Here is a 20,372-nt window from a genome sequence, read left to right on the forward strand (position 1 = left end):
GGTCAGGGGCGGTCGAGGCGCAGCCGCTCGGCCCGCGGCAGACCGGCGACGACGAGATCGTACGAATCCTCGATGAGCTCCCGGACCAGGCGGTCCGGGAGTTCGCCGTCCACGGTCACCGTGTTCCAGTGCCGCTTGTTCATGTGATAGCCCGGGATGATCAGCCCCGGGTGCTGGTCGCGCAGCCGGATCGCGTCCTGCGGGTCGCACTTCAGATTGACCGTCAGCGGGCGCGCGTCCAGGTTCGTCAGCGCGAAGAGCTTGCCCAGCACCTTGAAGACCGAGGTCTCGGGGTTGAAGGGGAAGTCCTCGACGGTCGCGTTGAAGGAGAGACAGAGGGCGCGCAGCTGCCGCGGGGTCACTTCGTCCTCTCCTCCTTCGGCGGCCCGCCGGCCGGGCCGGTCGGCTCGACGAGGACGGTGACGATCTTGTTCCGGCGGCCGGCCGCGGCCTCCGCGGTCAGCCGCAGCTCGCGTCCGTCGGGCAGCTCGACCGCCGAGGAGGCACCGGCGATGGGCACCCGTCCCAGCGCCTTGGCGAGCAGTCCGCCGACGGTCTCCACGTCCTCGTCGTCGTAGGCCTCGAAGCCGTACAGCTCGCCGAGGTCGCCGATGTCGAGGCGGGCGGTCACCCGGAAGCGGTCGTCGCCGAGCTCCTGGACGGGCGGCAGTTCACGGTCGTACTCGTCGGTGATCTCGCCGACGATCTCCTCGAGGATGTCCTCGATGGTGACGATGCCGGCCGTGCCGCCGTACTCGTCGATGACGACGGCGACGTGGTTGCGCTCCTGCTGCATCTCGCGCAGCAGATCGCCGGCGTTCTTGGTGTCGGGCACGAACGTGGCCGGGCGCATGGCCGTGGACACCAGCTCGGACTCGGCGTCGCGGCTGATGTGCGTCTTGCGGGCCAGGTCCTTCAGGTACACGATCCCGACGATGTCGTCCTCGCTCTCCCCGGTGACCGGGATGCGCGAGAAGCCCGAGCGCAGGGCCAGGGTGAGTGCCTGCCGGATCGTCTTGGAGCGCTCGATGACGACGAGGTCCGTGCGGGGCACCATGACCTCGCGTACGAGGGTGTCGCCGAGCTCGAAGACGGAGTGCACCATGCGGCGCTCCTCGTCCTCGATGAGGGACTCCTTCTCGGCGAGGTCGACCAGCGCCCGCAGCTCCGCCTCGGAGGCGAACGGGCCGCGCCTGAAGCCCTTGCCGGGCGTGAGCGCGTTGCCGATGAGGATCAGCAACGAGGGGATCGGGCCCATGATCCGGGCCAGCGGCAGCAGGACGTACGCAGCCGCCGTCGCGGTGTTCAGCGGGTGCTGGCGGCCGATGGTGCGCGGCGAGACACCGACGGCGACGTACGACACGAGGACCATGACGGCGATGGCGACGGCGAGGGCCTGCCAGGTCTTGTCGAACTCCTTCAGGCAGGCGAAGACGACGAGCGCGGCGGCCGCCATCTCGCAGGCGACGCGGACGAGCAGCGCCACGTTCAGATAGCGCGTCGGGTCCGCGGTGACCTGCGCCAGCTTGGCGCTGCCGCGCCGGCCGGCGCGCACGGCCTCCTCTGCGCGGAAGCTGGAGACGCGCGCGATGCCCGCCTCCGCGCAGGCGGCGAGCCAGGCGACGACGACCAGGGCGATGGCACCGAGGACCAGCTGAGGGCTCATGACACGGTCGGGGCCGGAGACGGACCCGTCATGCCCTTCTCCGCGCGCCAGCCGTCCACGATGGCGGCCTGCAGACCGAACATCTCGGCCTTCTCGTCGGCTTCCTCGTGGTCGTAGCCGAGCAGGTGCAGCACTCCGTGGACGGCGAGCAGTTGGAGCTCCTCGTCCATGGAGTGCTGCGTCGGGGCGTCCTTGCCCTGCCGCTCGGCGACCTCGGGGCAGAGCACGATGTCGCCGAGCAGCCCCTGCGGCGGCTCGTCGTCGTCCTTCGACGGCGGACGGAGCTCGTCCATCGGGAAGGACATGACATCCGTCGGCCCCGGCAGGTCCATCCACTGGATGTGCAACTGCTCCATGGCGTCGGTGTCCACGACGATCACCGAGAGCTCGGAGAGCGGGTGGATGCGCATCCGCGCGAGCGCGTAGCGGGCGATGTCGAGGATCGCCTGCTCGTCGACCTCGGTTCCGGACTCGTTGTTGACGTCGATCGACATGGCGGTGCTGGTCTACTTCCCTTTGTGGCCCCGGCTCTTGTGGGAGCCGTTCTCGGTGCCGTTCTCGCTGTCGTACTTCTCGTACGCGTCGACGATACGGCCGACCAGCTTGTGCCGTACGACATCGTGGGACGTGAGCCGCGAGAAGTGGACGTCGTCGAGACCCTCCAGGATGTCCTGGACCTGCCGCAGACCCGACTTCGTACCGCTGGGAAGGTCGACCTGCGTCACGTCACCCGTGATCACGATCTTCGATTCGAAGCCGAGCCGGGTGAGGAACATCTTCATCTGCTCGGGGCTCGTGTTCTGGGCCTCGTCCAGGATGATGAAGGCGTCGTTGAGGGTCCTACCGCGCATATAGGCGAGCGGCGCGACCTCGATCGTGCCCGCCGCCATCAGCCGCGGGATGGAGTCGGGGTCGAGCATGTCGTGCAGCGCGTCGTAGAGCGGGCGCAGATACGGGTCGATCTTCTCGTAGAGCGTGCCGGGCAGGAAGCCGAGCCGCTCGCCGGCCTCGACCGCCGGGCGGGTCAGGATGATCCGGTTGACCTGCTTGGACTGGAGCGCCTGGACGGCCTTCGCCATGGCGAGGTACGTCTTGCCGGTACCGGCGGGGCCGATGCCGAACACGATGGTGTGCTTGTCGATGGCGTCGACGTAGCGCTTCTGGTTGAGCGTCTTGGGGCGGATGGTGCGGCCTCGCGAGGACAGGATGTTCTGCGTGAGCACTTCGGCCGGTGTCTCCTGGCCGTCGCCCTCCCCGTTCTCGCTCGCCCTGAGCATGGCGATCGAGCGTTCCACTGCGTCCTCCGTCATGGGCTGCCCCGTGCGGAGCACCAGCATCATCTCGTCGAACAGGCGCTGGACGAGAGCGACTTCACCGGCGTCGCCGACCGCACTGATCTCGTTTCCCCGGACGTGGATGTCGGCCGCCGGGAAGGCCTTCTCGATCACGCGCAGCAGGGCGTCTCCGGAACCCAGAACCGTCACCATGGGGTGCTTGGCCGGGACGGTGAAGTGCGCGCGTGCCTGCCCCTGAGCGGGGTCGTGAGCTGTGGGTGTCTGAGTCATGGGCCGGCTCTGTAGGCCTGCGTATCCTCCTCGGTCGGCACGCTTGCCACACGGGCAGCCTTGCGATTCCCAGCGTACGTCGCGGCACACGCGGAGCCGTAGGGCTTTTCCTCAGGTCACGACGCCGTGACCTGAGGACGCGCCGCCCCGCACGACCGGGCGGCCTCACGATCCGGTGACCCCGAGAGCGGGTGACCTCACGATCGGGTGGATTCACGATCGGGTGGATTCACGCCGAGCGGCCGAACCCGATCGTCGGCACCGCCCGCCGCAGCGGCCAGGGGCGGGTGACCTCCGGGAGCAGGCCCTCCAGGAAGGCGTAGCGGCGCAGGGCCGCCGGATCCTGGTCGTCCACCGACTGGACCTTGCGCCACCAGGCTGCGATCTCCGACCAGCCGGGCGCCGACAGCGATCCGCCGAACTCCTGGACGGAGAGCGCGGCGGTCAGCCCGGCGAAGGCGAGCCGGTCGGCGAGCGGCCAGTCGGCCAGGGTCCCCATGACGAATCCGGCGACGAAGACGTCACCCGCGCCCGTGGGATCCAGTGCCTCGACGTCGATCGCCGGAACCTCGGCGCTCTCCCCGGAACGGCCGTCCACGGCGTAGGCGCCCTCGGGGCCGAGGGTGACGACCGCCAGCGGTACGTGCTCGGTCAGCGCGTGCGCCGCCGCGCGCGGGCAGTCGGCGCCGGTGTACCGCATGGCCTCTTCGGCGTTCGGCAGGAACGCCTCGCAGTGCGCCAGATCGACGAGGCCCGCCAGGTCCCAGCGGCCGGTGTCGTCCCAGCCGACGTCCGCGAAGATCCGGGTGCCCCGGTCGGCGGCCTGCGCGATCCAGGGCGCGCGGATTCCCGGGGTCAGCGAGGCGACGGCCGCACGCGCGCGGGGCGGGCGGTCCGGGGCCGGCTCCTCGTGCGGCGGCGGCTCGTGGCCGTGGCTGACCATCGTCCGCTCGCCCTCGTACGCCATCGACACGGTGACCGGCGAGTGCCAGCCGGGCACGGTCCGCGACGGCGCCAGATCGATGCCCTCGCCCTGTTCCAGGGCGTCCCAGCAGTACTCCCCGTAGTGGTCGTCCCCGAAGGCGGCGGCGAGGGAGGTCTTCAGCCCGAGCCGGGCGAGGGCGGTCGCCATGTTCGCGACGCCGCCGGGGCTCGACCCCATGCCGCGCGCCCAGGACTCGGTGCCGCGCACGGGGGCGGAGTCGAGCCCGGTGAAGATGATGTCCAGGAAGACGGTGCCCGTGAGGTAGACGTCCCAGGGCGGGTCCTGCGGCGTGCGCAGCCCGGCGAGCGGGTCGACATGGGCCTGACGGAACGGTCCCTCGCCGTTGGACGCGATCACGGTGCGCTCCCTGGGGTGGTACGGGTCTGGCCAGTGTGCACCACCCCGGCCGGGCGGGGCCGTGCGTCACGCCGGGGCGGCCGTCGTCCGTGGTACGGGTGGGTCCCCCACCTGCCGGAACGCCCTCGCCCCAGCCCTCGCCCCGGCGCTCGGCGCCGTCGACCGGCTCCGCTCGGCACACGAAAAGTGGACTCGCTTACCCCGGGGTCCCCACCCCAAACGGAGAGTGCCCCAGATCACACTGCTACGCCTTTTTCGCGGAGCCCCCACCTTGATACAAATTGCCCGCGCGTTCCTGTCCGTCGACAGCCGCCCCCTCCCCCCTTCTTGAGCCGCTCTCGCATGCCCTGGGAACGCCCGTGTCCGCCCGCACCCCCACGCCCTGGCCCCTCGTCGCCCTTTTCACGGCCGGGTACCTTGCCTCGTATCTCCTCCCCACCACCGTCGGCCGCCTGGACGCGGGACTCCCGCTCTCGGCCACCCAGGCCGGAGCCGTCGGCAGTGTCCTGCTGCTGAGTTCGGCCTCGGCCGGCTTCCTGCTGGCCTCCCGCGTCGACCGTTTCGGCCCGCGCAGGCTGGCCCGCGCCGGTCTGCTCCTCGCGGCCGTCGGCTACGGCACCGCCGCGCTCTCGGCGTCCGTTCCCCTCGTGGTCACGGGCGCGATCGTCGGCGGCTTCGGTTCCGGTACGGCCACCACGGTCGCCGCCACCGGAATCGCGGGCCGGCGCGATCCGCACCGGGTCACCACCCTGGGTCTGCTCGGCGTCTCCGCCCTCGCGGGCGCGCTGTATCTGACGATCCCCCGTCTGGGCCCGGCGCACGGTGCCCCGCTCGCCGCGATCGCGTGCACGGCCCTGCTCGCGCTGCTCCTGACGGGACGGCTGCCCGCGCGCACGGCGGCCGCCCACGCCCGGCACGTCGCCACCCCGCTCCCGCACCGCCGCTCCGGCCTGTTCCTCGCCGCCGCGATGCTCTTCTGGTCCCTCGCGCAGAACTCCCTGTGGGGTGTGAGCGGCCGGATAGGTCTGACACAGGCGGGCCTCACCGAGGTGGCGGTCGGCGCGGTCTTCGCGGTGGCGCTCGGCGCCGGACTGCTCGGGACCATCGGCGCGGGCGCCCTCGGCCCGCGACTCGGCCGGGCGCTGCCGATCGGCCTGGGCACGGCGCTGATCGCCGGCTGTATCGCGCTCAGCGCGGCGGCCACCGATCTGACGTCCTTCGCGGCGGGCGAGATCGCCTGGAACGCGCTGTACCCGGTCGTGCTCTCGTATGTGATCGGCCTCGCGGCGTCCATGGACGCGCGCGGCCGGTGGGCGGTCCTCGTCGGTTCCGCCTCCTCGCTCGGCACGGCGTGCGGCCCGCTCACCGGCAGCCTGCTGTCCGCGCGGGCGGGCTACCCGGCGATGGGCACGATCCTGGCGGCCGGCCTGCTGCTGGTCAGCGTCCCGATGACGCTCGTGGCCCTGCGCCCCCGGCGCGCCACCCAGATCGTCGAGATCCCCGTCATGGAGCTCCCGCTGGAGGGCGTGCCCGCCCAGCGGGAGGCGTACGGCATGGCGGGGCCCCGGCACCCGGCGGTCACCGTGTCCGCGCCGGGGCCGGTGACCGTCTGACGTCCGTCTGTCCGTCTGTCCGCCCGTCCGGGTGTGCGGGGTGTGCGGGTGTGCGGGCGGGTTCACGGGCGGGCGCTCGCCCGGCTAGCCGAAGTCGTACGCCTCGACCTCGGCGATGTAGCGCGCCCGGCGCTCCTCGTCGTGCTCCAGGAAGGACGCCTCGAAGGAGTTGCGGGCCAGCTCCCGCAGCCGCTCCTCGCCGAGACCGAGTGCCTCGCGCACCGCGTGGAAGTTGTCGCCGACGTAACCGCCGAAGTAGGCGGGGTCGTCGGAGTTGACCGTGCACAGCAGTCCGGCGTCCAGCATGGCGGGCAGCGGGTGCTCCGCCAGGACGTCGACGGCGCGCAGCCGTACGTTCGACAGCGGGCACAGGGTCAGCGGCACGCGCTCCCGGACCAGCCGTTCGACGAGCTCGGGGTCCTCCATGCAGCGCAGCCCGTGGTCGATGCGCTCGACGCCGAGGACGTCGAGGGCCTCGGTTATGTACGCGGGCGGCCCCTCCTCGCCCGCGTGCGCGACGCGCCGCAGACCCAGCTCGGCGGCGGCCTCGTACACCGCGCGGAACTTGACCGGCGGATGGCCGACCTCGGCGGAGTCGAGGCCGATGCCGGTGATCCGGTCGAGGTAGGGCTTCGCGGCCTCCAGCGTGTCCATGGCGGACTCGGCGGACTCGTCGCGCAGGAAGCACATGATCAGCTGGGTGGAGACGCCGTGGGTCTCCTCGCTGCGCCCGAGCGCCCGCCACAGCCCCTCGACGACCGTCCCCATCGGCACGCCCCGGGCGATGTGCGCCTGCGGGTCGAAGAAGATCTCCGCGTGCCGCACGCCCTGCGCGGCGGCCCGGGCGAGGTAGGCGTCGGCCAGGTCGGCGAAGTCCGCCTCCGTGCGCAGGACGGCCATGAGCTCGTAGTACAGGTTCAGGAACGTCTGGAGGTCGTCGAAGAGATACGCCTTGCGCAGTTCCTCGGTGTCCGCGTACGGCAGCGTGACGCCGTTGCGCGCGGCGAGCGCGAAGGCCAGCTCGGGTTCGAGAGTGCCTTCGATGTGGAGGTGCAGTTCAGCCTTGGGGAGGGACATCGAAACATCGTACGATCGCTTCCCCGGCACACCGAAACCGGCACCTTCCCGACACCGGGACACTGAGCGGCACTGAGCGGCACTGAGCGGCACCGAGCGGCACCGAGCGGACCCGGAGCGGTCGAGCCGTCACCGTCGCTTCGGGACCGGCACCCTCACCAGGTCGTGCGCCACCGTCAGTTCCCCGTCGAACCCCGCCGCACGGGCCTCGCGCTCGAACTCGCCGGGATCGGCGTAGCGCTGGCTGAAGTGGGTGAGCACGAGGTGCCGTACGCCCGCCTCCTTGGCCACCCGGCCCGCCTGACCCGCCGTGAGATGCCCGTGGTCCGAGGCGAGCAGGTGGTCCCCGTCGAGGAAGGTCGACTCGATGACGAGCAGGTCGCAGTCCTCGGCGAGCGCGTCCACTCCCTCGCACAGCCGGGTGTCCATGACGAACGCGAACCGCTGTCCGCGCCGTACCTCGCTGACGTCGTCGAGTGCGACGCCCCGCAGCGAGCCCTCCCGTTGCAGCACTCCGACGTCGGACCCCTTGATCCCGTGCTCGGCGAGCCGCTCGGGCAGCATCCGCCGCCCGTCCGGTTCGACCAGCCGGTACCCGAAGGACTCGACGGGGTGGGACAGCCTGCGGGCCTCCAGGGTGTACGCCGGGGTCGTCGCGAGGATCCCGTCGTCCCCGACCGGCGCCTCGGTCAGTCGGGCGGTCTCACGGTAGGCCGTCGCGTAGCGCAGCCGCTCGAAGAAGTGCTGCCCGGAGAGCGGGTAGTGCGCGGTCACCTCGTGCGGTACGCGGTCGAGGTTGATGCGCTGGATCACCCCGCCGAGTCCGAGCGCGTGGTCGCCGTGGAAGTGGGTGACGCAGATGCGGTGCACATCGTGCGCGGCGACCCCGGCCCGCAGCATCTGGCGCTGCGTGCCCTCGCCGGGGTCGAAGAGGAGACCCTCGCCGTCCCAGCGCAGCAGGTAGCCGTTGTGGTTGCGGTGCCGGGTCGGGACCTGGCTGGCGGTGCCGAGGACCACCAGTTCACGTGCGGACAAGGCCGGTTATCCCGGCGGCCACTGCATGCCGCGGCCGCCCAGGAGGTGGGCGTGCGCGTGGAACACGGTCTGTCCGGCACCGCTGCCCGTGTTGAACACGACGCGGTAGCTCTCCAGCTTCTCCTCGCCCGCGACCTCGCCCGCCTCGCGCAACAGCTCCGCGGCGACGGCGGGTTCGGCGGCGGCCAGGGAGGCCGCGTCCGGGTAGTGCACCCTGGGGATGACCAGGATGTGGGTCGGCGCCTGCGGGTTGATGTCGCGGAACGCCACGATCGTGTCGGTCTCGCGCACCAGCGTCGCCGGAATGTGCCCCGCCACGATCTTGCAGAACAGGCAGTCGTCCTGCGGCTCCCCGCCCTCGTCCCGCCTCGGCTCCTGCACCATGCGTGTGCCTCCTCACGCCGGCCGATCATTACCTCCGCATGCTAGCGGCCCGGCGGGGCGGGCGGCGCATGGCGCCGCACGCCCCGTGCCGGGTCACAGCGGCGGCAGCGTGGGCGCGGACTTCGCCGGGTTCTCCTCCAGCGCGGCCAGCGCGATCCTGACCGCCTCGTCGAGCTGGGTGTCGCGGCCGGCCGCGTGGTCCTGCGGGGCCTGGACGACCTCGACGTCGGGATCGACACCGTGGTTCTCGACGTTCCACTCGTAACCCTCCAGCCAGAAGGCGTACTTGGGCTGGGTGACGGAGGTGCCGTCGACGAGCCGGTAGCGGCTGTCGATGCCGATGACGCCGCCCCAGGTGCGGGTGCCGACGACGGGGCCGATGCCGAGCGCCTTGATCGCCGCGTTGACGATGTCGCCGTCGGAGCCGGAGAACTCGTTGGCGACGGCGACGACGGGGCCGCGCGGCGCGTCCTCCGGGTAGCTGTAGGGGCGCAGGCCACGGGGCAGGTCCCAGCCGACGATCCGCCGGGCGAGTTTCTCCACGACGAGCTGGGAGGTGTGACCGCCGCGGTTCTCGCGGACGTCCACGACCAGGCCCTCGCGGGCCACCTCGATGCGCAGATCGCGGTGGAGCTGCGCCCAGCCGGACCCGACCATGTCCGGCACGTGCAGATAGCCGAGGCGTCCGCCGGACCGCTCGTGGACGTAGGCGCGCCGGTCGGCGACCCACGCGTGGTAGCGCAGCGGCTCCTCGTCGGCGAGCGGGACGACGACCGCGTGGCGCGGATCGCCGCCGCCCGAGGGCGAGACGGTCAGCTCGACCGGTTTGCCCGCCGTGCCGACGAGCAGCGGCGCGGGTCCCGCGACCGGGTCGACCGGCTGTCCGCCGACCGCGACGATCGCGTCCCCGGCGCGCACGGCGACGCCGGGCGCGGCGAGCGGGGCCCGCGCGTCCGGGTCGGAGGTCTCCGAGGGGAGGATCCGGTCGATGCGCCAACTGCCGTCCTTGTGACGGGAGATGTCCGCTCCGAGGAGCCCTTGTGCCCGGTCGCCGCCGCTCCATCCACCGCGCGGGGTGACGTACGCGTGCGAGGTGCCGAGTTCGCCCTGCACCTCCCACAGCAGATCGACGAGGTCGTCGTGGGTGGCGACCCGTTCCAGGACCGGCCGGTACCGGTCGAGGACCGCGTCCCAGTCGACGCCGCCCAGGTCGGGACGCCAGAAGTTGTCCCGCATGAGGCGGCCCGTCTCGTCGTACATCTGGCGCCACTCGGCGGCCGGGTCGACGGTCTGGCGGACCCGCGACAGGTCGACGGTGATGTTCGTGTCGCTCTCGTCGTCGTTCGAGGCGCGCCGGTCGCTGGGGACGACCTTGAGCTTGCCGTCGGTCCACAGCAGGACCCGCTTGCCGTCACCGGTGACGGTGAAGTGGTCGGCGTCGGCGGCGAGGTGCTCGATGCGCTGCTGGGCGAGGTCGTACCGCTCCAGTTCGGTCTTCGGGTCCGGGTCGTCCGGGGTGGCGCGGGAGGCGCCGAGCACGCCCCGTACCGGGTGGCGCAGCCACAGCAGTCCGTCCTTGGCGGCGCGCAGCATCGAGTAGCGGGCGGCCTCGACGGGGAACGGCACGATCCGGTCGGCGAGTCCGTCCAGGTCGATCCGGGTGCTGGGGGTGCCCTCGCTGTCGGGCGTCTCGTCCTTGTCGGGCGCCTCGAAGGGCCTGCCGTGGCGCTGAGGCCCGAACGGGGACGGTGTCGTCGCGGCCAGGGTGATCAGATACGGCCGGGAACCGCCGACGAACGCCAGGTCGAAGACGTGCTCGTCGTAGACGGGGTCGAAGGCGCGGGCCGACAGGAAGGCGAGGTGTTTGCCGTCGAGGGTGAACGCCGGTGCGTAGTCCCGGAAGCGCAGCGGGGTCGCCTCGGTGACCGACAGGTCGGTGGTGTTGGCGAGCTTGAGCTGGCGCAGCGGGCGCGGTCCGGGGTGCGACCAGGCGAGCCATGCCGAGTCGGGTGAGAAGACGAGGCCGGTGACCTCGCCGTCCTCGCTGCGGTCGATCTCGCGGACCTCGCCGCTCTCGCGCTCGACGATCAGCACGCGCCCGTCGTGCGAGGCGACGGCGGCGCGGCTTCCGTCGGGTGCCATGGCGAGGCCGAGGACCCGGCCGAGCGCGCCGGCGGCGAGCCGTCGCGGGGTGGCTCCGGGGGCGATGCCGGTGGCGGGGGCGAATTCGAGGGCGTCGTCGCCCTCCGCGTCCGTCACCCACACCACGTGTTCCTCGCCCTCGGCGCGGAAGGTGCGGGGCAGCCGGGCGCGGACGCCCTGTTCGGTGGCGAGCGCGCGGGCCGGTCCGGAGCGGTGGGTGACCCAGTGGACGGCGCCGCGCACGGAGATCGCGCTGCCGCGTCCGGTGTGGTCGGGCGCGGCGGCGGAGAACCAGCGCGAGGCGCTCACGGAGTGGGGCTGCTGGTCGACGCGCTGACCGCCGAGCCGGATGTCCAGCCGGCGCGGCTCGGCGCTGTCGAGGTCGTCGAGGAGCCAGAGTTCGCCGGCGGAGGCGTACACCACGCGGGTGCCGTCGGTGGCCGCGTGGCGGGCGTAGAAGGTGCCCCCGCTCCCGGCTTCGCTCGAACCGGAGGTGCCCCCACCCGGCGTATGGCGCCGGAGGTCGGAGCCGTCGGCGAGGGAGGAGTACAGGGCCCCGACGTCCTCGTGGTCCGACAGGAAGGCGATCCTCTCGCCCACCCAGAAGGGGTATTCGAGGTTCCCGTCGATGTCCTCGTGCAGCCGGACGAACTCGCCCTGGCCGTCCCGGTCGATCCACAGTTTGCCCGCCGTGCCGCCGCGGTACCGCTTCCACCAGGCGGCCTCGCGCCCCATCGGGGCGGACAGCAGGACGACGCCGGGCGCGCCGTGGGCGACCTCACCGACGGGGCCGTACGGCAGGGTGGTCGCGGGGCCGCCGTCGAGCGGGACGGACCGCGCCCAGGTGCGGCGCAGGCTGGGCTGGCCCTGGCTGCTGAGGGCGAGTACCTGTCCGTCGGGGGTCCAGCCGCGTACCTGGGTCTTCGAACTGCCCCAGTACGTCAGCCGTTTGGCGGGCCCGCCCGCCAGGGGTGCGATGTGGATCTCGGGGGCTCCGTCGCGCGTGGACGTCCAGGCGACGGTCGTGCCGTCCGGGGAGATGCGCGGATGGTTCACCGGTACGTTGTCGGCGCTGACCCGCCAGGCGCGGCCGCCGCCGTCGAGGGAGGCGGCCCAGATGTCGTCCTCGGCCGTGAAGACGACCAACTCGCCGTGCAGATGCGGAAACCGGAGATACGCGGAGGGTGCGGACTCTGTCACCCGGTCACCCTACGCAGCGGACGCGTGCCCCGACAGGGGTTTGGATCACTTGATGGGTGTACGGCCGGGCAGGTCACTTGCCCTGCGCGGGCCAGCAGGTGGGGTCGCCCTTGCACCACATGGTCTTCGTCACGGTGACGGTGACGGTGGGGTCGGGCTGTCCGTTCGGGGGGTTGTAGGTGACCGGCGGGGTGGGGCCGTGGGTCGCGTTGCAGTCGCCCAGGCCGCTCACGTGGAACCACTGCTTGCCTCCGACGGTGGCGCGCAGGTCGCCCCGTACACAGGCGCCGTTGACGGCGCGGGTGACCTTGCCCTTGACGACGATGTCCCGGCCGTCACCCGTCTGGCCCCGGCAGTCGACGGTCGCCACGGTGTTCTCGGTCGGCGAGGACGACTTCCCGGGTGTGTAGACCTTGTTGGCGCCGCCGTAGTGGGCGGTGCAGCTGAGCCAGCGCACGTCCACGTTCTGCCGCTCGAGTTGCTTGGTCGCCGTCTGGTCGGTCGTGTAGGCCACGGTGGCGGCGCTGAGTCCGTCCCCGGGCTCGCACGCGGCCACTCCGAACACGCCCGCCGCGCCCAGCCCGACGGCCATCAGCACCCGCCTGCGCCCCACCCGGCTCCTGATACGCCTCAAAGCCCCCATGGACGGCAGCGTGCCACCGCACGGCGTACCGCGGTAGACCGCAAGCGGCCATCGGGCGCACAACCACCCGAAGGAGTTCCGTGTCCCCCGGCGGGTCGGCTGTGGGCCGCTCCTCAGCCGAGCATCAGCAGCCACTCCTGGAGTTCCACCAGGTTCCCCTCGGGGTCCTTGAGGTGGGCGACGCGCATGCGGTCCGTCATGGGGGCGGGGCCGTGCAACAGGGTCGCGCCACGCGAGACGACCTGCTCGCAGTACGTGTCGAGGTCGTCCACCCGCAGCACGACCAGGGAACGGTGACCGGTCACCACCTCACCGATCTCCCCCAGGACCTCGGCCATCATCGCGCGGTCCTGGAGGGCGATGCCCGCCGACCCGGCGACGGGGCTGAACTTCTCGTACGGGCCCTCGGCCGCGCCCGACTGCGGCTTGAGGCCGAGGACCTCGGAGTAGAAGCGGTAGCAGGCGGCGAAGTCGGAGACGAGCAGCCGTACCTGGGCGAGTTCCATGGATTCCCCGGGGGATGTGCGGGTGGTGGGGTCAGGACCAGCGGCCGGTGCGGGCGAGCAGCAGTGCGGCGGCCACGGTCCCGGCCGTCGACGTACGCAGCACCGTACGCCCCAGGTGGAACGTCTTCGCGCCCGCCTCGGCGAAGAGCGCGACCTCTTCGGGGGAGATCCCGCCCTCGGGGCCGACCACCAGGACGATCTCCCCGGAGCCGGGCAGCGCGGCCGTCGCGAACGGCTCGGTGCCGAGTTCGGTGTCCTCGTGGAGCACGGCGGCGAGATCGGCTTTGGCGAGAAGTACGGCAACCTGCTTGGTCGTCATCGCGTCCGCGACCTCCGGGAAGCGCACGCGGCGGGACTGCTTGCCGGCCTCCCGGGCGGTGGCGCGCCATTTGGCGAGCGCCTTCAGACCCCGGTCGCCCTTCCACTGGGTGATGCAGCGGGAGGCGGCCCAGGGGACGATCGCGTCGACGCCGGTCTCGGTCATGGTCTCGACGGCGAGCTCGCCCCGGTCGCCCTTGGGCAGGGCCTGGACGACCGTGATGCGCGGCTCCTCCGCCGGTTCCTCGGTCACGGAGTCCATCCGCACGATCAGCCGGTCCTTGCCCTCGGTGTCGAGGACCACGCAGTCCGCCCAGCGGCCGGCCCCGTCGGTGAGCCTGACGTCCTCGCCGGCCCGCAGCCGTTTCACGGAGACGGCGTGCCGTCCCTCGGGGCCGTCGAGGACGTAACGTCCGCCGCCGTCCGCGTCGAAGTGCTCGACCAGGAACACCGGTGCTGTCATCGGGCCGCACCCTCTTCCGGGGTCTCCTCGGGCGCCGACAACGCTGTCTTGGCGGCTGCGATCTCGGCGTTCAGTACGTCCACGAGCTGCGCGGCGGGCAGGTCGCGGGCCATGCGGTGGCCCTGTCCCGCCCACAGCGCCATGCCCTGCGCGTCGCCCGCCTTGGCGGCCGCCTTGCGCAGCGGCGAGGTGAGGTGGTGGATCTCGGGGTAGGCGGCGGGGGCGTAGGGGCCGTGTTCGCGCATGAAGCGGTTGGCCAGCCCGCGCGCCGGGCGCCCGGAGAACGCGCGCGTGAGTTCCGTACGGACGAAGAGGGGGTTGGTCAGGGCCTGCTTGTGCACGACGTTCGCGCCGGACTCGGGGGTGGCGAGGAACGCGGTGCCGAGCTGGGCCGCGTTCGCGCCCGCGGCGAGGGCGGCGGCGATCTGGCTGCCGCGCATGATGCCGCCGGCCGCGACGACCGGGATCTGCACGGTCTCGCGGACCTGGGCGACCAGGGAGAGCAGGCCGATGCCCGTGCCGTCCGTCTCCGGGTTGTCGCGGTGGGTGCCCTGGTGTCCGCCGGCCTCTATGCCCTGCGCGATGACCGCGGCGGCGCCCGCCCGCTGCACGGCGAGGGCCTCCTCGGCCGTGGTGGCGGTGACCAGGGTGAACGTGCCGGCGCGGCGCAGGGAGTCCAGGACGTCCTGGCTCGGGACGCCGAAGTGGAAGGAGACCACCGCCACCGGGTTGTCGAGGAGGACGGCGAGCTTGGCGTCGTAGCCGTCGTCGCGGCCGCTGTCCGGATCGCCGAGCTCGGTCTCGTACCAGGCGGCCTCACCGGCGAGCTGGTTGGCGTAGACCTCGACGGCGGCGGGGTCCGCGTACTCGGGCTGCGGCATGAACAGATTGACGCCGAAGGGACGGCCGGTCAGCCCTCGCAGCTGCTTGATCTCCTGGTACATGCCGTCGGCGGTCTTGTACCCGGCGGCGAGGAATCCGAGCCCGCCCGCCTCGGACACCGCGGCCGCGAGCTGGGGGACGGAGACGCCGCCCGCCATGGGGGCCTGCACGATCGGGTGAGGGAAGAGATCGGTCAGTGCGGAGGACATGACGGCATGTTGTCACGTCCCCAGTACAAGTCCGAATCCGGCCGTCCACCCGGCATAGGCCACCGGGATGGGCCGGCACGGGGTGGCTTTCCCACCCCGCGCCGCGCCTGGATCAGCGGCCGTTGAAGGCGTCCTTCAGCCGGGAGAAGAGCCCCTGCTGACCGGGCTGGAACTGGCCGGTGGGCCGCTCCTCGCCGCGCAGTATGGCGAGCTCGCGCAGGAGCCGCTCCTGCTCCGGGTCGAGCTTGGTCGGCGTGGTGACCTCGACGTGCACGATGAGGTCGCCGCGGCCGCCGCCGCGCAGATGCGTGACGCCCCGGCCGTGCAGCGGGATCGACTGGCCGGACTGTGTGCCCGGACGGATGTCGACCTCCTCCATGCCGTCGAGGGTCTCCAGCGGCACCTTGGTGCCGAGGGACGCCGCGGTCATCGGGAGGGTGACCGTGCAGTGCAGGTCGTCGCCGCGCCGCTGGAACGTCGAGTGCGGCAGCTCGTGGATCTCCACGTACAGGTCACCGGCGGGGCCGCCGCCGGGGCCGACCTCGCCCTCGCCCGCGAGCTGGATCCGTGTGCCGTTGTCGACACCGGCCGGGATCTTGACCGTGAGGGTGCGACGGGACCGGACCCGGCCGTCGCCCGCGCAGTCGTGGCACGGGGTCGGGACCACGGTGCCGAAGCCCTGGCACTGCGGACACGGCCGTGAGGTCATGACCTGGCCGAGGAAGGACCGCGTCACCTGGGACACCTCGCCGCGACCGCGGCACATGTCACAGGTCTGCGCGGTGGTGCCGGGTGCGGCGCCTTCGCCGTTGCAGGTGGCGCAGACGACGGCCGTGTCGACCTGGATGTCCTTCGTGGTGCCGAAGGCTGCCTCGTCCAGCTCGATCTCCAGCCGGATCATGGCGTCCTGGCCCCGGCGGGTGCGCGAGCGCGGTCCGCGCTGCGACGCCGTGCCGAAGAAGGCGTCCATGATGTCCGAGAAGTTCCCGAAGCCGCCCGCGCCGAAGCCGCCGGCGCCACCGCCGCCCTGCTGGGACAGCGGGTCGCCGCCGAGGTCGTAGACCTGCTTCTTCTGCGGGTCCGACAACACCTCGTACGCGGCGTTGATCTCCTTGAACCGCTCCTGCGTCTTCGGATCGGGATTGACGTCCGGGTGCAGCTCGCGAGCGAGCCTCCTGAACGCCTTCTTGATCTCGTCCTGGGACGCGTCGCGGCGCACGCCGAGTACGGCGTAGTAGTCCGTGGCCACTTAAGACTCCGCCAGGATCTGTCCGACGTACCGTGCCACCGCTCGTACCGCTCCCATCGTTCCTGGGTAATCCATGCGGGTCGGGCCGACCACGCCGAGTTTGGCTACTGCCTCGCCGCCCGAACCGTAGCCGACCGAGACCACGGACGTGGAGTTGAGTCCCTCATACGCGTTCTCGTGCCCGATTCGCACGGTCATGCTCGAATCCCCGGCCTCTCCAAGCAACTTGAGGAGCACAACCTGCTCCTCCAGCGCTTCGAGCACCGGCCGGATGGTGAGAGGGAAGTCATGTCCGAAACGCGTCAGATTGGCGGTACCGCCGATCATCAGCCGCTCCTCGGTCTCCTCGACGAGTGTCTCCAGCAAAGTGGAGAGCACTGTCGAGACCGTACCCCGGTCCTCCGCCTCGAAGGCGTCCGGGAGGTCTTGCACGAGCTGTGGGACGTCCGCGAAGGGGCGGCCCGCGACCCTGCTGTTGAGCCGGGCCCGCAGATCCGCCAGCGACGTCTCACCGAACGGCGCCGGAGAGTTGATCATGCGCTGCTCGACCCGGCCGGTGTCCGTGATCAGCACGAGCATCACCCGCGCGGGGGCGAGTGACAGCAGCTCCACATGGCGCACGGTCGAGCGGGTCAGCGAGGGGTACTGCACGACGGCGACCTGCCGTGTGAGCTGCGCGAGCAGCCGCACGGTCCGTCCGACGACGTCGTCGAGGTCGACGGCGCCGTCCAGGAAGTTCTGGATGGCCCGCCGCTCGGGCGCGGTCATCGGCTTGACGCCGGCGAGCTTGTCGACGAAGAGCCGGTATCCCTTGTCCGTGGGGATGCGTCCGGCGCTGGTGTGCGGCTGGGCGATGTAGCCCTCGTCCTCCAGGGCCGCCATGTCGTTGCGGACGGTCGCCGGCGAGACACCCAGCCGGTGCCGCTCGGTGAGCGCCTTGGAACCGACCGGTTCCTCGGTGCCCACGTAGTCCTGGACGATGGCGCGCAGCACCTCGAGCCTGCGTTCACTGAGCATCGCGCACACCTCCAGAATTCGACTCGGTGGTCTTCGTGGCCTTCGCGGCTTTCGCCTGGCACTCAACGCACGCGAGTGCCAATGTCCCCCGGCCCAGTGTACGGCGGTGAGGCACGACCCCGGCAAGGGCGGGCCTGCGATGTCGTGCACGGCACCCGGTCACCGCTAGCGTCGCCGCATGAGGCTGACTTGGGAAGAGCTGGGGTGGGAAAGGGTGGCGCCCCGGGTCGGGCGGCGGCGGCTTCCGGACTGGGACTGCACCGTGGGGCTCGTCGTAGGCGAGGGCGCGGCACTGATGGTCGACGCGGGGTCGAGCCTCGCGGAGGGCGCGTGGCTGCGCGCCGAGGCCGAGCGGCTCCTCGGCCCCGGTCGCCGAGTGACGCACCTCGCACTCACCCACCCCCATTTCGACCATGTCTTCGGCGCGGCGGCGTTCGCGGGCGTGGAGATCTTCGCCGCTGGCGGCTCGTCCGGGGTGTACGAGAACGGTCGCGAGGAGTTGTGCGCGGACGCGGTGCGCAACGGACTGGATCTTCGGGCGGCGGAGGAGGCGGCCGACACGCTCGTGCGTCCCGGCCTGTTCGTCCGGGGAACGTGGCACCTGGAACTCGACGGCGGCATCGAGGTCCGGCTGGTGCGGACGGGCGAGGGACACACCGCGCACGACCTCGTGGTCGTGGTGCCCGGCGACCCGACGGTGGTGTTCTGCGGCGACCTGGTCGAGGAGTCCGGCGAGCCCCAGGCGGGTCCCGACGCCGTTCCCTCACGCTGGCCCGCGGCCCTCGACCGGCTGCTCGGCCTCGGCGGCGAGGACGCGGTGTACGTGCCCGGTCACGGAGCGGTGGTGGACGCCGCGTTCGTACGGTCACAGCGGGACGCCCTGGCCGCGCGTTTCGGCGTGTCGCCGTGAGCGCCCCCGGGCTTCTCCTATCGTCATCCGAATGCGCCAGTACTCTCCGGACCTGACCCCGCCGTGGAAGAAGCCGAAGCCCGTGCCCGAGGTCCCGGCGGACCCGGGTCTGGTGGTCGAGGAGCCCGGCACCGGTTTCTGCGGTGCGGTGATCCGCTGCGAGGCGGGCACGGTGACCCTGGAGGACCGCTTCGGCAAGCACCGGGTGTTCCCGCTGGAGCCGCGCGGCTTCCTCCTGGAGGGCAGGGTGGTGACGCTGGTGCGCCCGACGGCGGCGGCGCCCGTACGTCCCAGCCGTACGGCATCCGGCTCGGTGGCGGTGCCCGGCGCCCGCGCCCGGGTCGCCCGGGCCGGACGCATCTACGTCGAGGGCCGCCACGACGCCGAACTGGTCGAGCGGGTCTGGGGTGACGACCTGCGCATCGAGGGCGTCGTGGTGGAGTACCTGGAGGGCATCGACGACCTGCCCGCGATCGTCGCCGAGTTCGCGCCGGGCCCGGACGCCCGGCTCGGCGTCCTCGTCGACCACCTGGTCCCGGGTTCGAAGGAGTCCCGGATCGCCGGGGCGGTCACGAGCGATCACGCCCTGGTGCTCGGGCACCCGTACATCGACGTCTGGGAGGCCGTGAAGCCGTCCTCCGTGGGCATCCCGGGCTGGCCCCGGGTACCGCGCGGCCAGGACTGGAAGACGGGCGTGTGCCGGGCCCTGGGCTGGCCGGAGAACACCGGCGCGGCCTGGCAGCACATCCTGTCCCGGGTGCACTCCTACAAGGACCTGGAGCCGGAACTCCTGGGCCGGGTGGAGGAGCTGATCGACTTCGTCACCGCTCCGGAGTGAACCCCCGCCGGCGCGAGCGGGTGTTCAGTCCACCAGATCCCGGACGACGGCGTCCGCGAGGAGGCGGCCGCGCAGGGTGAGGACGGCGCGACCGGCGTCGTACGGACCGGCTTCGAGGAGCCCGTCGGACAGCGCGCGGCGGGAGGCCGCGAGTCCGTCGGGGCGGAGCAGGGAGAGCGGGCAGCCCTCGCGCAGCCGCAGTTCGAGGAGGATGCGCTCGACCCGGCGGTCCTCGTCGGAGAGGAGTTCACGCCCGGCGCCCGGCGAGCGGCCCGAGGCCAGCGCCGCCGCGTACGCACCGGGATGCTTCACGTTCCACCAGCGAACACCGCCGACGTGGCTGTGCGCGCCGGGGCCCGCGCCCCACCAGTCGGCGCCGCGCCAGTACAGCTCGTTGTGCAGGCAGCGGCCGGCCTCGGAGGTGGCCCAGTTCGACACCTCGTACCAGTCGAAGCCCGCCGCCGACATCACCTCGTCCGCGATGAGATAGCGGTCCGCGTGCACGTCGTCGTCGGTCATCGGGACCTCGCCGCGGCGGATGCGGCGCGCGAGCTGCGTACCCTCCTCGACGATGAGTGCGTAGGCGGAGATGTGGTCGGGACCGGCGCCGAGGGCAGCTTCGAGCGAGGCACGCCAGTCGTCGTCCGACTCCCCCGGTGTGCCGTAGATCAGATCCAGGTTCACATGTGCGAAGCCCGCCGCGCGGGCCTCGGCGACACAGGCCTCGGGGCGGCCGGGGGTGTGCGTGCGGTCGAGCACCTTCAGGACGTGCTGCCGGGCGCTCTGCATGCCGAAGGAAACACGGTTGAAGCCGCCGGCGCGCAGCGTCGCGAGGTACTCCGGGTCCACGGACTCGGGGTTCGCCTCCGTCGTGATCTCGGCGTCGTCCGCGAGCCCGAACTCGTCCCGGATCGCCCCCAGCATCCGTACGAGATCGTCGGCGGCCAGCAGCGTGGGCGTGCCGCCTCCGACGAAGACCGTGCGGACGGGGCGCGGGTCGTCGCCGAGGACCTTGCGGGCGAGGCGGACCTCGTCGGTCAGGGTGTCCGCGTAGTTGTCGCGGGAGGCGAGCACACCACCGGTGCCCCGCAGCTCGGTCGCCGTGTAGGTGTTGAAGTCGCAGTAGCCGCAGCGGGTCGCGCAGTACGGCACGTGGAGGTAGAACCCGAGGGGCCGATCGGCCGCCCCGTCCAGGGCGTGCGCGGGCAGTGCCCCGTCGTCGGGGACGGGCTCACCGTCGGGAAGTGCGGAAGGCATGCGTTCCATTGTCCAGTACGGGCGGGGGTAGGTGTTCCGTCCCGCGACCGGACCGG

The 20,372-nt window shown here is 72.0% G+C and carries 19 protein-coding genes; 3 read left to right on the top strand and 16 right to left on the bottom strand.

The window, feature by feature from the left end; all coding sequences use genetic code 11:
- Positions 1 to 2 precede the first annotated feature (2 nt).
- The 5 genes from ABZX90_RS03400 to ABZX90_RS03420 all read right to left on the bottom strand — a co-directional run bounded on the left by ABZX90_RS03400 (position 3) and on the right by ABZX90_RS03420 (position 4,573).
- Positions 3 to 362 (bottom strand): MmcQ/YjbR family DNA-binding protein, encoded by a 360-nt coding sequence (locus ABZX90_RS03400; protein ID WP_351119526.1) that lies wholly within the window; start codon positions 360 to 362, stop codon positions 3 to 5.
- Positions 359 to 1,666: a hemolysin family protein gene (locus ABZX90_RS03405; protein WP_351119527.1), complete on the bottom strand. Its 1,308-nt coding sequence runs from the start codon at positions 1,664 to 1,666 to the stop codon at positions 359 to 361. The genes ABZX90_RS03400 and ABZX90_RS03405 overlap by 4 nt, the downstream gene beginning before the upstream one ends.
- The gene (gene ybeY, locus ABZX90_RS03410; RefSeq protein ID WP_351119528.1) at positions 1,663 to 2,160 is read right to left on the bottom strand and encodes an rRNA maturation RNase YbeY; all 498 of its coding nucleotides are present in this window, start codon (positions 2,158 to 2,160) and stop codon (positions 1,663 to 1,665) included. Before ybeY ends, ABZX90_RS03405 begins: the two co-directional genes overlap by 4 nt.
- A gap of 12 nt (positions 2,161 to 2,172) precedes the next feature.
- Positions 2,173 to 3,231, bottom strand: coding sequence for a PhoH family protein (locus ABZX90_RS03415; protein WP_351119529.1), 1,059 nt, complete (start codon positions 3,229 to 3,231; stop codon positions 2,173 to 2,175).
- Positions 3,232 to 3,460: 229 nt separating this feature from the next.
- Positions 3,461 to 4,573: a PfkB family carbohydrate kinase gene (locus tag ABZX90_RS03420; RefSeq protein WP_355201166.1), complete on the bottom strand. Its 1,113-nt coding sequence runs from the start codon at positions 4,571 to 4,573 to the stop codon at positions 3,461 to 3,463.
- 359 nt (positions 4,574 to 4,932) lie between these two features.
- On the opposite strand from ABZX90_RS03420, the gene ABZX90_RS03425 reads away from it, so the two are divergent.
- Positions 4,933 to 6,186 carry an MFS transporter gene (locus tag ABZX90_RS03425; protein WP_355201168.1) on the top strand — a complete coding sequence of 418 codons (1,254 nt, stop codon included), beginning with the start codon at positions 4,933 to 4,935 and terminating at the stop codon, positions 6,184 to 6,186.
- Between the two features lie 84 nt (positions 6,187 to 6,270).
- Here the strand turns inward: ABZX90_RS03425 and ABZX90_RS03430 are convergent, their stop codons facing one another.
- The 10 genes from ABZX90_RS03430 to hrcA all read right to left on the bottom strand — a co-directional run bounded on the left by ABZX90_RS03430 (position 6,271) and on the right by hrcA (position 17,311).
- Positions 6,271 to 7,263, bottom strand: coding sequence for an adenosine deaminase (locus tag ABZX90_RS03430; RefSeq protein WP_351119535.1), 993 nt, complete (start codon positions 7,261 to 7,263; stop codon positions 6,271 to 6,273).
- A gap of 129 nt (positions 7,264 to 7,392) precedes the next feature.
- Entirely contained in the window at positions 7,393 to 8,298 is a 906-nt protein-coding gene (locus ABZX90_RS03435; RefSeq protein ID WP_351119536.1) for a ribonuclease Z, read from the bottom strand.
- A 6-nt stretch (positions 8,299 to 8,304) separates the two neighbouring features.
- A complete protein-coding gene (locus ABZX90_RS03440) occupies positions 8,305 to 8,682 on the bottom strand; it encodes a histidine triad nucleotide-binding protein (RefSeq protein ID WP_351119537.1) in 378 nt (125 codons plus the stop codon).
- Between the two features lie 93 nt (positions 8,683 to 8,775).
- On the bottom strand, positions 8,776 to 12,024 hold the full coding sequence (locus ABZX90_RS03445; RefSeq protein ID WP_355201171.1) for a S41 family peptidase: 3,249 nt from the start codon (positions 12,022 to 12,024) through the stop codon (positions 8,776 to 8,778).
- Between the two features lie 73 nt (positions 12,025 to 12,097).
- Entirely contained in the window at positions 12,098 to 12,616 is a 519-nt protein-coding gene (locus tag ABZX90_RS03450; protein ID WP_351119800.1) for a hypothetical protein, read from the bottom strand.
- Positions 12,617 to 12,780: 164 nt separating this feature from the next.
- Positions 12,781 to 13,173, bottom strand: a complete 393-nt coding sequence (locus ABZX90_RS03455; RefSeq protein ID WP_355201173.1) for a VOC family protein — start codon at positions 13,171 to 13,173, stop codon at positions 12,781 to 12,783.
- A gap of 31 nt (positions 13,174 to 13,204) precedes the next feature.
- Positions 13,205 to 13,954, bottom strand: a complete 750-nt coding sequence (locus tag ABZX90_RS03460) for a 16S rRNA (uracil(1498)-N(3))-methyltransferase (protein WP_351119541.1) — start codon at positions 13,952 to 13,954, stop codon at positions 13,205 to 13,207.
- Positions 13,951 to 15,045 (bottom strand): nitronate monooxygenase, encoded by a 1,095-nt coding sequence (locus ABZX90_RS03465; protein WP_351119543.1) that lies wholly within the window; start codon positions 15,043 to 15,045, stop codon positions 13,951 to 13,953. Before ABZX90_RS03465 ends, ABZX90_RS03460 begins: the two co-directional genes overlap by 4 nt.
- Positions 15,046 to 15,157: 112 nt before the next feature.
- The gene (dnaJ, locus tag ABZX90_RS03470; protein WP_351119545.1) at positions 15,158 to 16,294 is read right to left on the bottom strand and encodes a molecular chaperone DnaJ; all 1,137 of its coding nucleotides are present in this window, start codon (positions 16,292 to 16,294) and stop codon (positions 15,158 to 15,160) included.
- Positions 16,295 to 17,311, bottom strand: a complete 1,017-nt coding sequence (gene hrcA / locus ABZX90_RS03475; RefSeq protein ID WP_351119547.1) for a heat-inducible transcriptional repressor HrcA — start codon at positions 17,309 to 17,311, stop codon at positions 16,295 to 16,297. It abuts the gene before it with no gap.
- 178 nt (positions 17,312 to 17,489) lie between these two features.
- Here hrcA and ABZX90_RS03480 point away from each other — a divergent pair, with 178 nt between their 5' ends.
- Both ABZX90_RS03480 and ABZX90_RS03485 read left to right on the top strand, forming a co-directional pair.
- Positions 17,490 to 18,221 (top strand): MBL fold metallo-hydrolase, encoded by a 732-nt coding sequence (locus tag ABZX90_RS03480; protein WP_351119549.1) that lies wholly within the window; start codon positions 17,490 to 17,492, stop codon positions 18,219 to 18,221.
- Between the two features lie 31 nt (positions 18,222 to 18,252).
- On the top strand, positions 18,253 to 19,059 hold the full coding sequence (locus ABZX90_RS03485; protein WP_351119551.1) for a DUF3097 domain-containing protein: 807 nt from the start codon (positions 18,253 to 18,255) through the stop codon (positions 19,057 to 19,059).
- A 24-nt stretch (positions 19,060 to 19,083) separates the two neighbouring features.
- Here ABZX90_RS03485 and hemW read toward each other — a convergent pair whose 3' ends face one another.
- Positions 19,084 to 20,316 carry a radical SAM family heme chaperone HemW gene (gene hemW, locus ABZX90_RS03490; protein WP_351119553.1) on the bottom strand — a complete coding sequence of 411 codons (1,233 nt, stop codon included), beginning with the start codon at positions 20,314 to 20,316 and terminating at the stop codon, positions 19,084 to 19,086.
- Positions 20,317 to 20,372: the final 56 nt, after the last annotated feature.

This window comes from Streptomyces sp. NPDC002935, assembly GCF_040611295.1.
Classification (GTDB): Bacteria; Actinomycetota; Actinomycetes; order Streptomycetales; family Streptomycetaceae; genus Streptomyces.

Bases quoted from the DNA above. Each gene is read 5' to 3' on its own strand.
- ABZX90_RS03405 (WP_351119527.1), bottom strand. From the start codon at position 1,666: ATGAGCCCTCAGCTGGTCCTCGGTGCCATCGCCCTGGTCGTCGTCGCC.
- ybeY (WP_351119528.1), bottom strand. From the start codon at position 2,160: ATGTCGATCGACGTCAACAACGAGTCCGGAACCGAGGTCGACGAGCAG.
- ABZX90_RS03415 (WP_351119529.1), bottom strand. From the start codon at position 3,231: ATGACTCAGACACCCACAGCTCACGACCCCGCTCAGGGGCAGGCACGC.
- ABZX90_RS03430 (WP_351119535.1), bottom strand. From the start codon at position 7,263: ATGTCCCTCCCCAAGGCTGAACTGCACCTCCACATCGAAGGCACTCTC.
- ABZX90_RS03440 (WP_351119537.1), bottom strand. From the start codon at position 8,682: ATGGTGCAGGAGCCGAGGCGGGACGAGGGCGGGGAGCCGCAGGACGAC.
- ABZX90_RS03450 (WP_351119800.1), bottom strand. From the start codon at position 12,616: ATGGCCGTCGGGCTGGGCGCGGCGGGCGTGTTCGGAGTGGCCGCGTGC.
- ABZX90_RS03455 (WP_355201173.1), bottom strand. From the start codon at position 13,173: ATGGAACTCGCCCAGGTACGGCTGCTCGTCTCCGACTTCGCCGCCTGC.
- ABZX90_RS03460 (WP_351119541.1), bottom strand. From the start codon at position 13,954: ATGACAGCACCGGTGTTCCTGGTCGAGCACTTCGACGCGGACGGCGGC.
- ABZX90_RS03465 (WP_351119543.1), bottom strand. From the start codon at position 15,045: ATGTCCTCCGCACTGACCGATCTCTTCCCTCACCCGATCGTGCAGGCC.
- hrcA (WP_351119547.1), bottom strand. From the start codon at position 17,311: ATGCTCAGTGAACGCAGGCTCGAGGTGCTGCGCGCCATCGTCCAGGAC.
- ABZX90_RS03480 (WP_351119549.1), top strand. From the start codon at position 17,490: ATGAGGCTGACTTGGGAAGAGCTGGGGTGGGAAAGGGTGGCGCCCCGG.
- ABZX90_RS03485 (WP_351119551.1), top strand. From the start codon at position 18,253: ATGCGCCAGTACTCTCCGGACCTGACCCCGCCGTGGAAGAAGCCGAAG.
- hemW (WP_351119553.1), bottom strand. From the start codon at position 20,316: ATGCCTTCCGCACTTCCCGACGGTGAGCCCGTCCCCGACGACGGGGCA.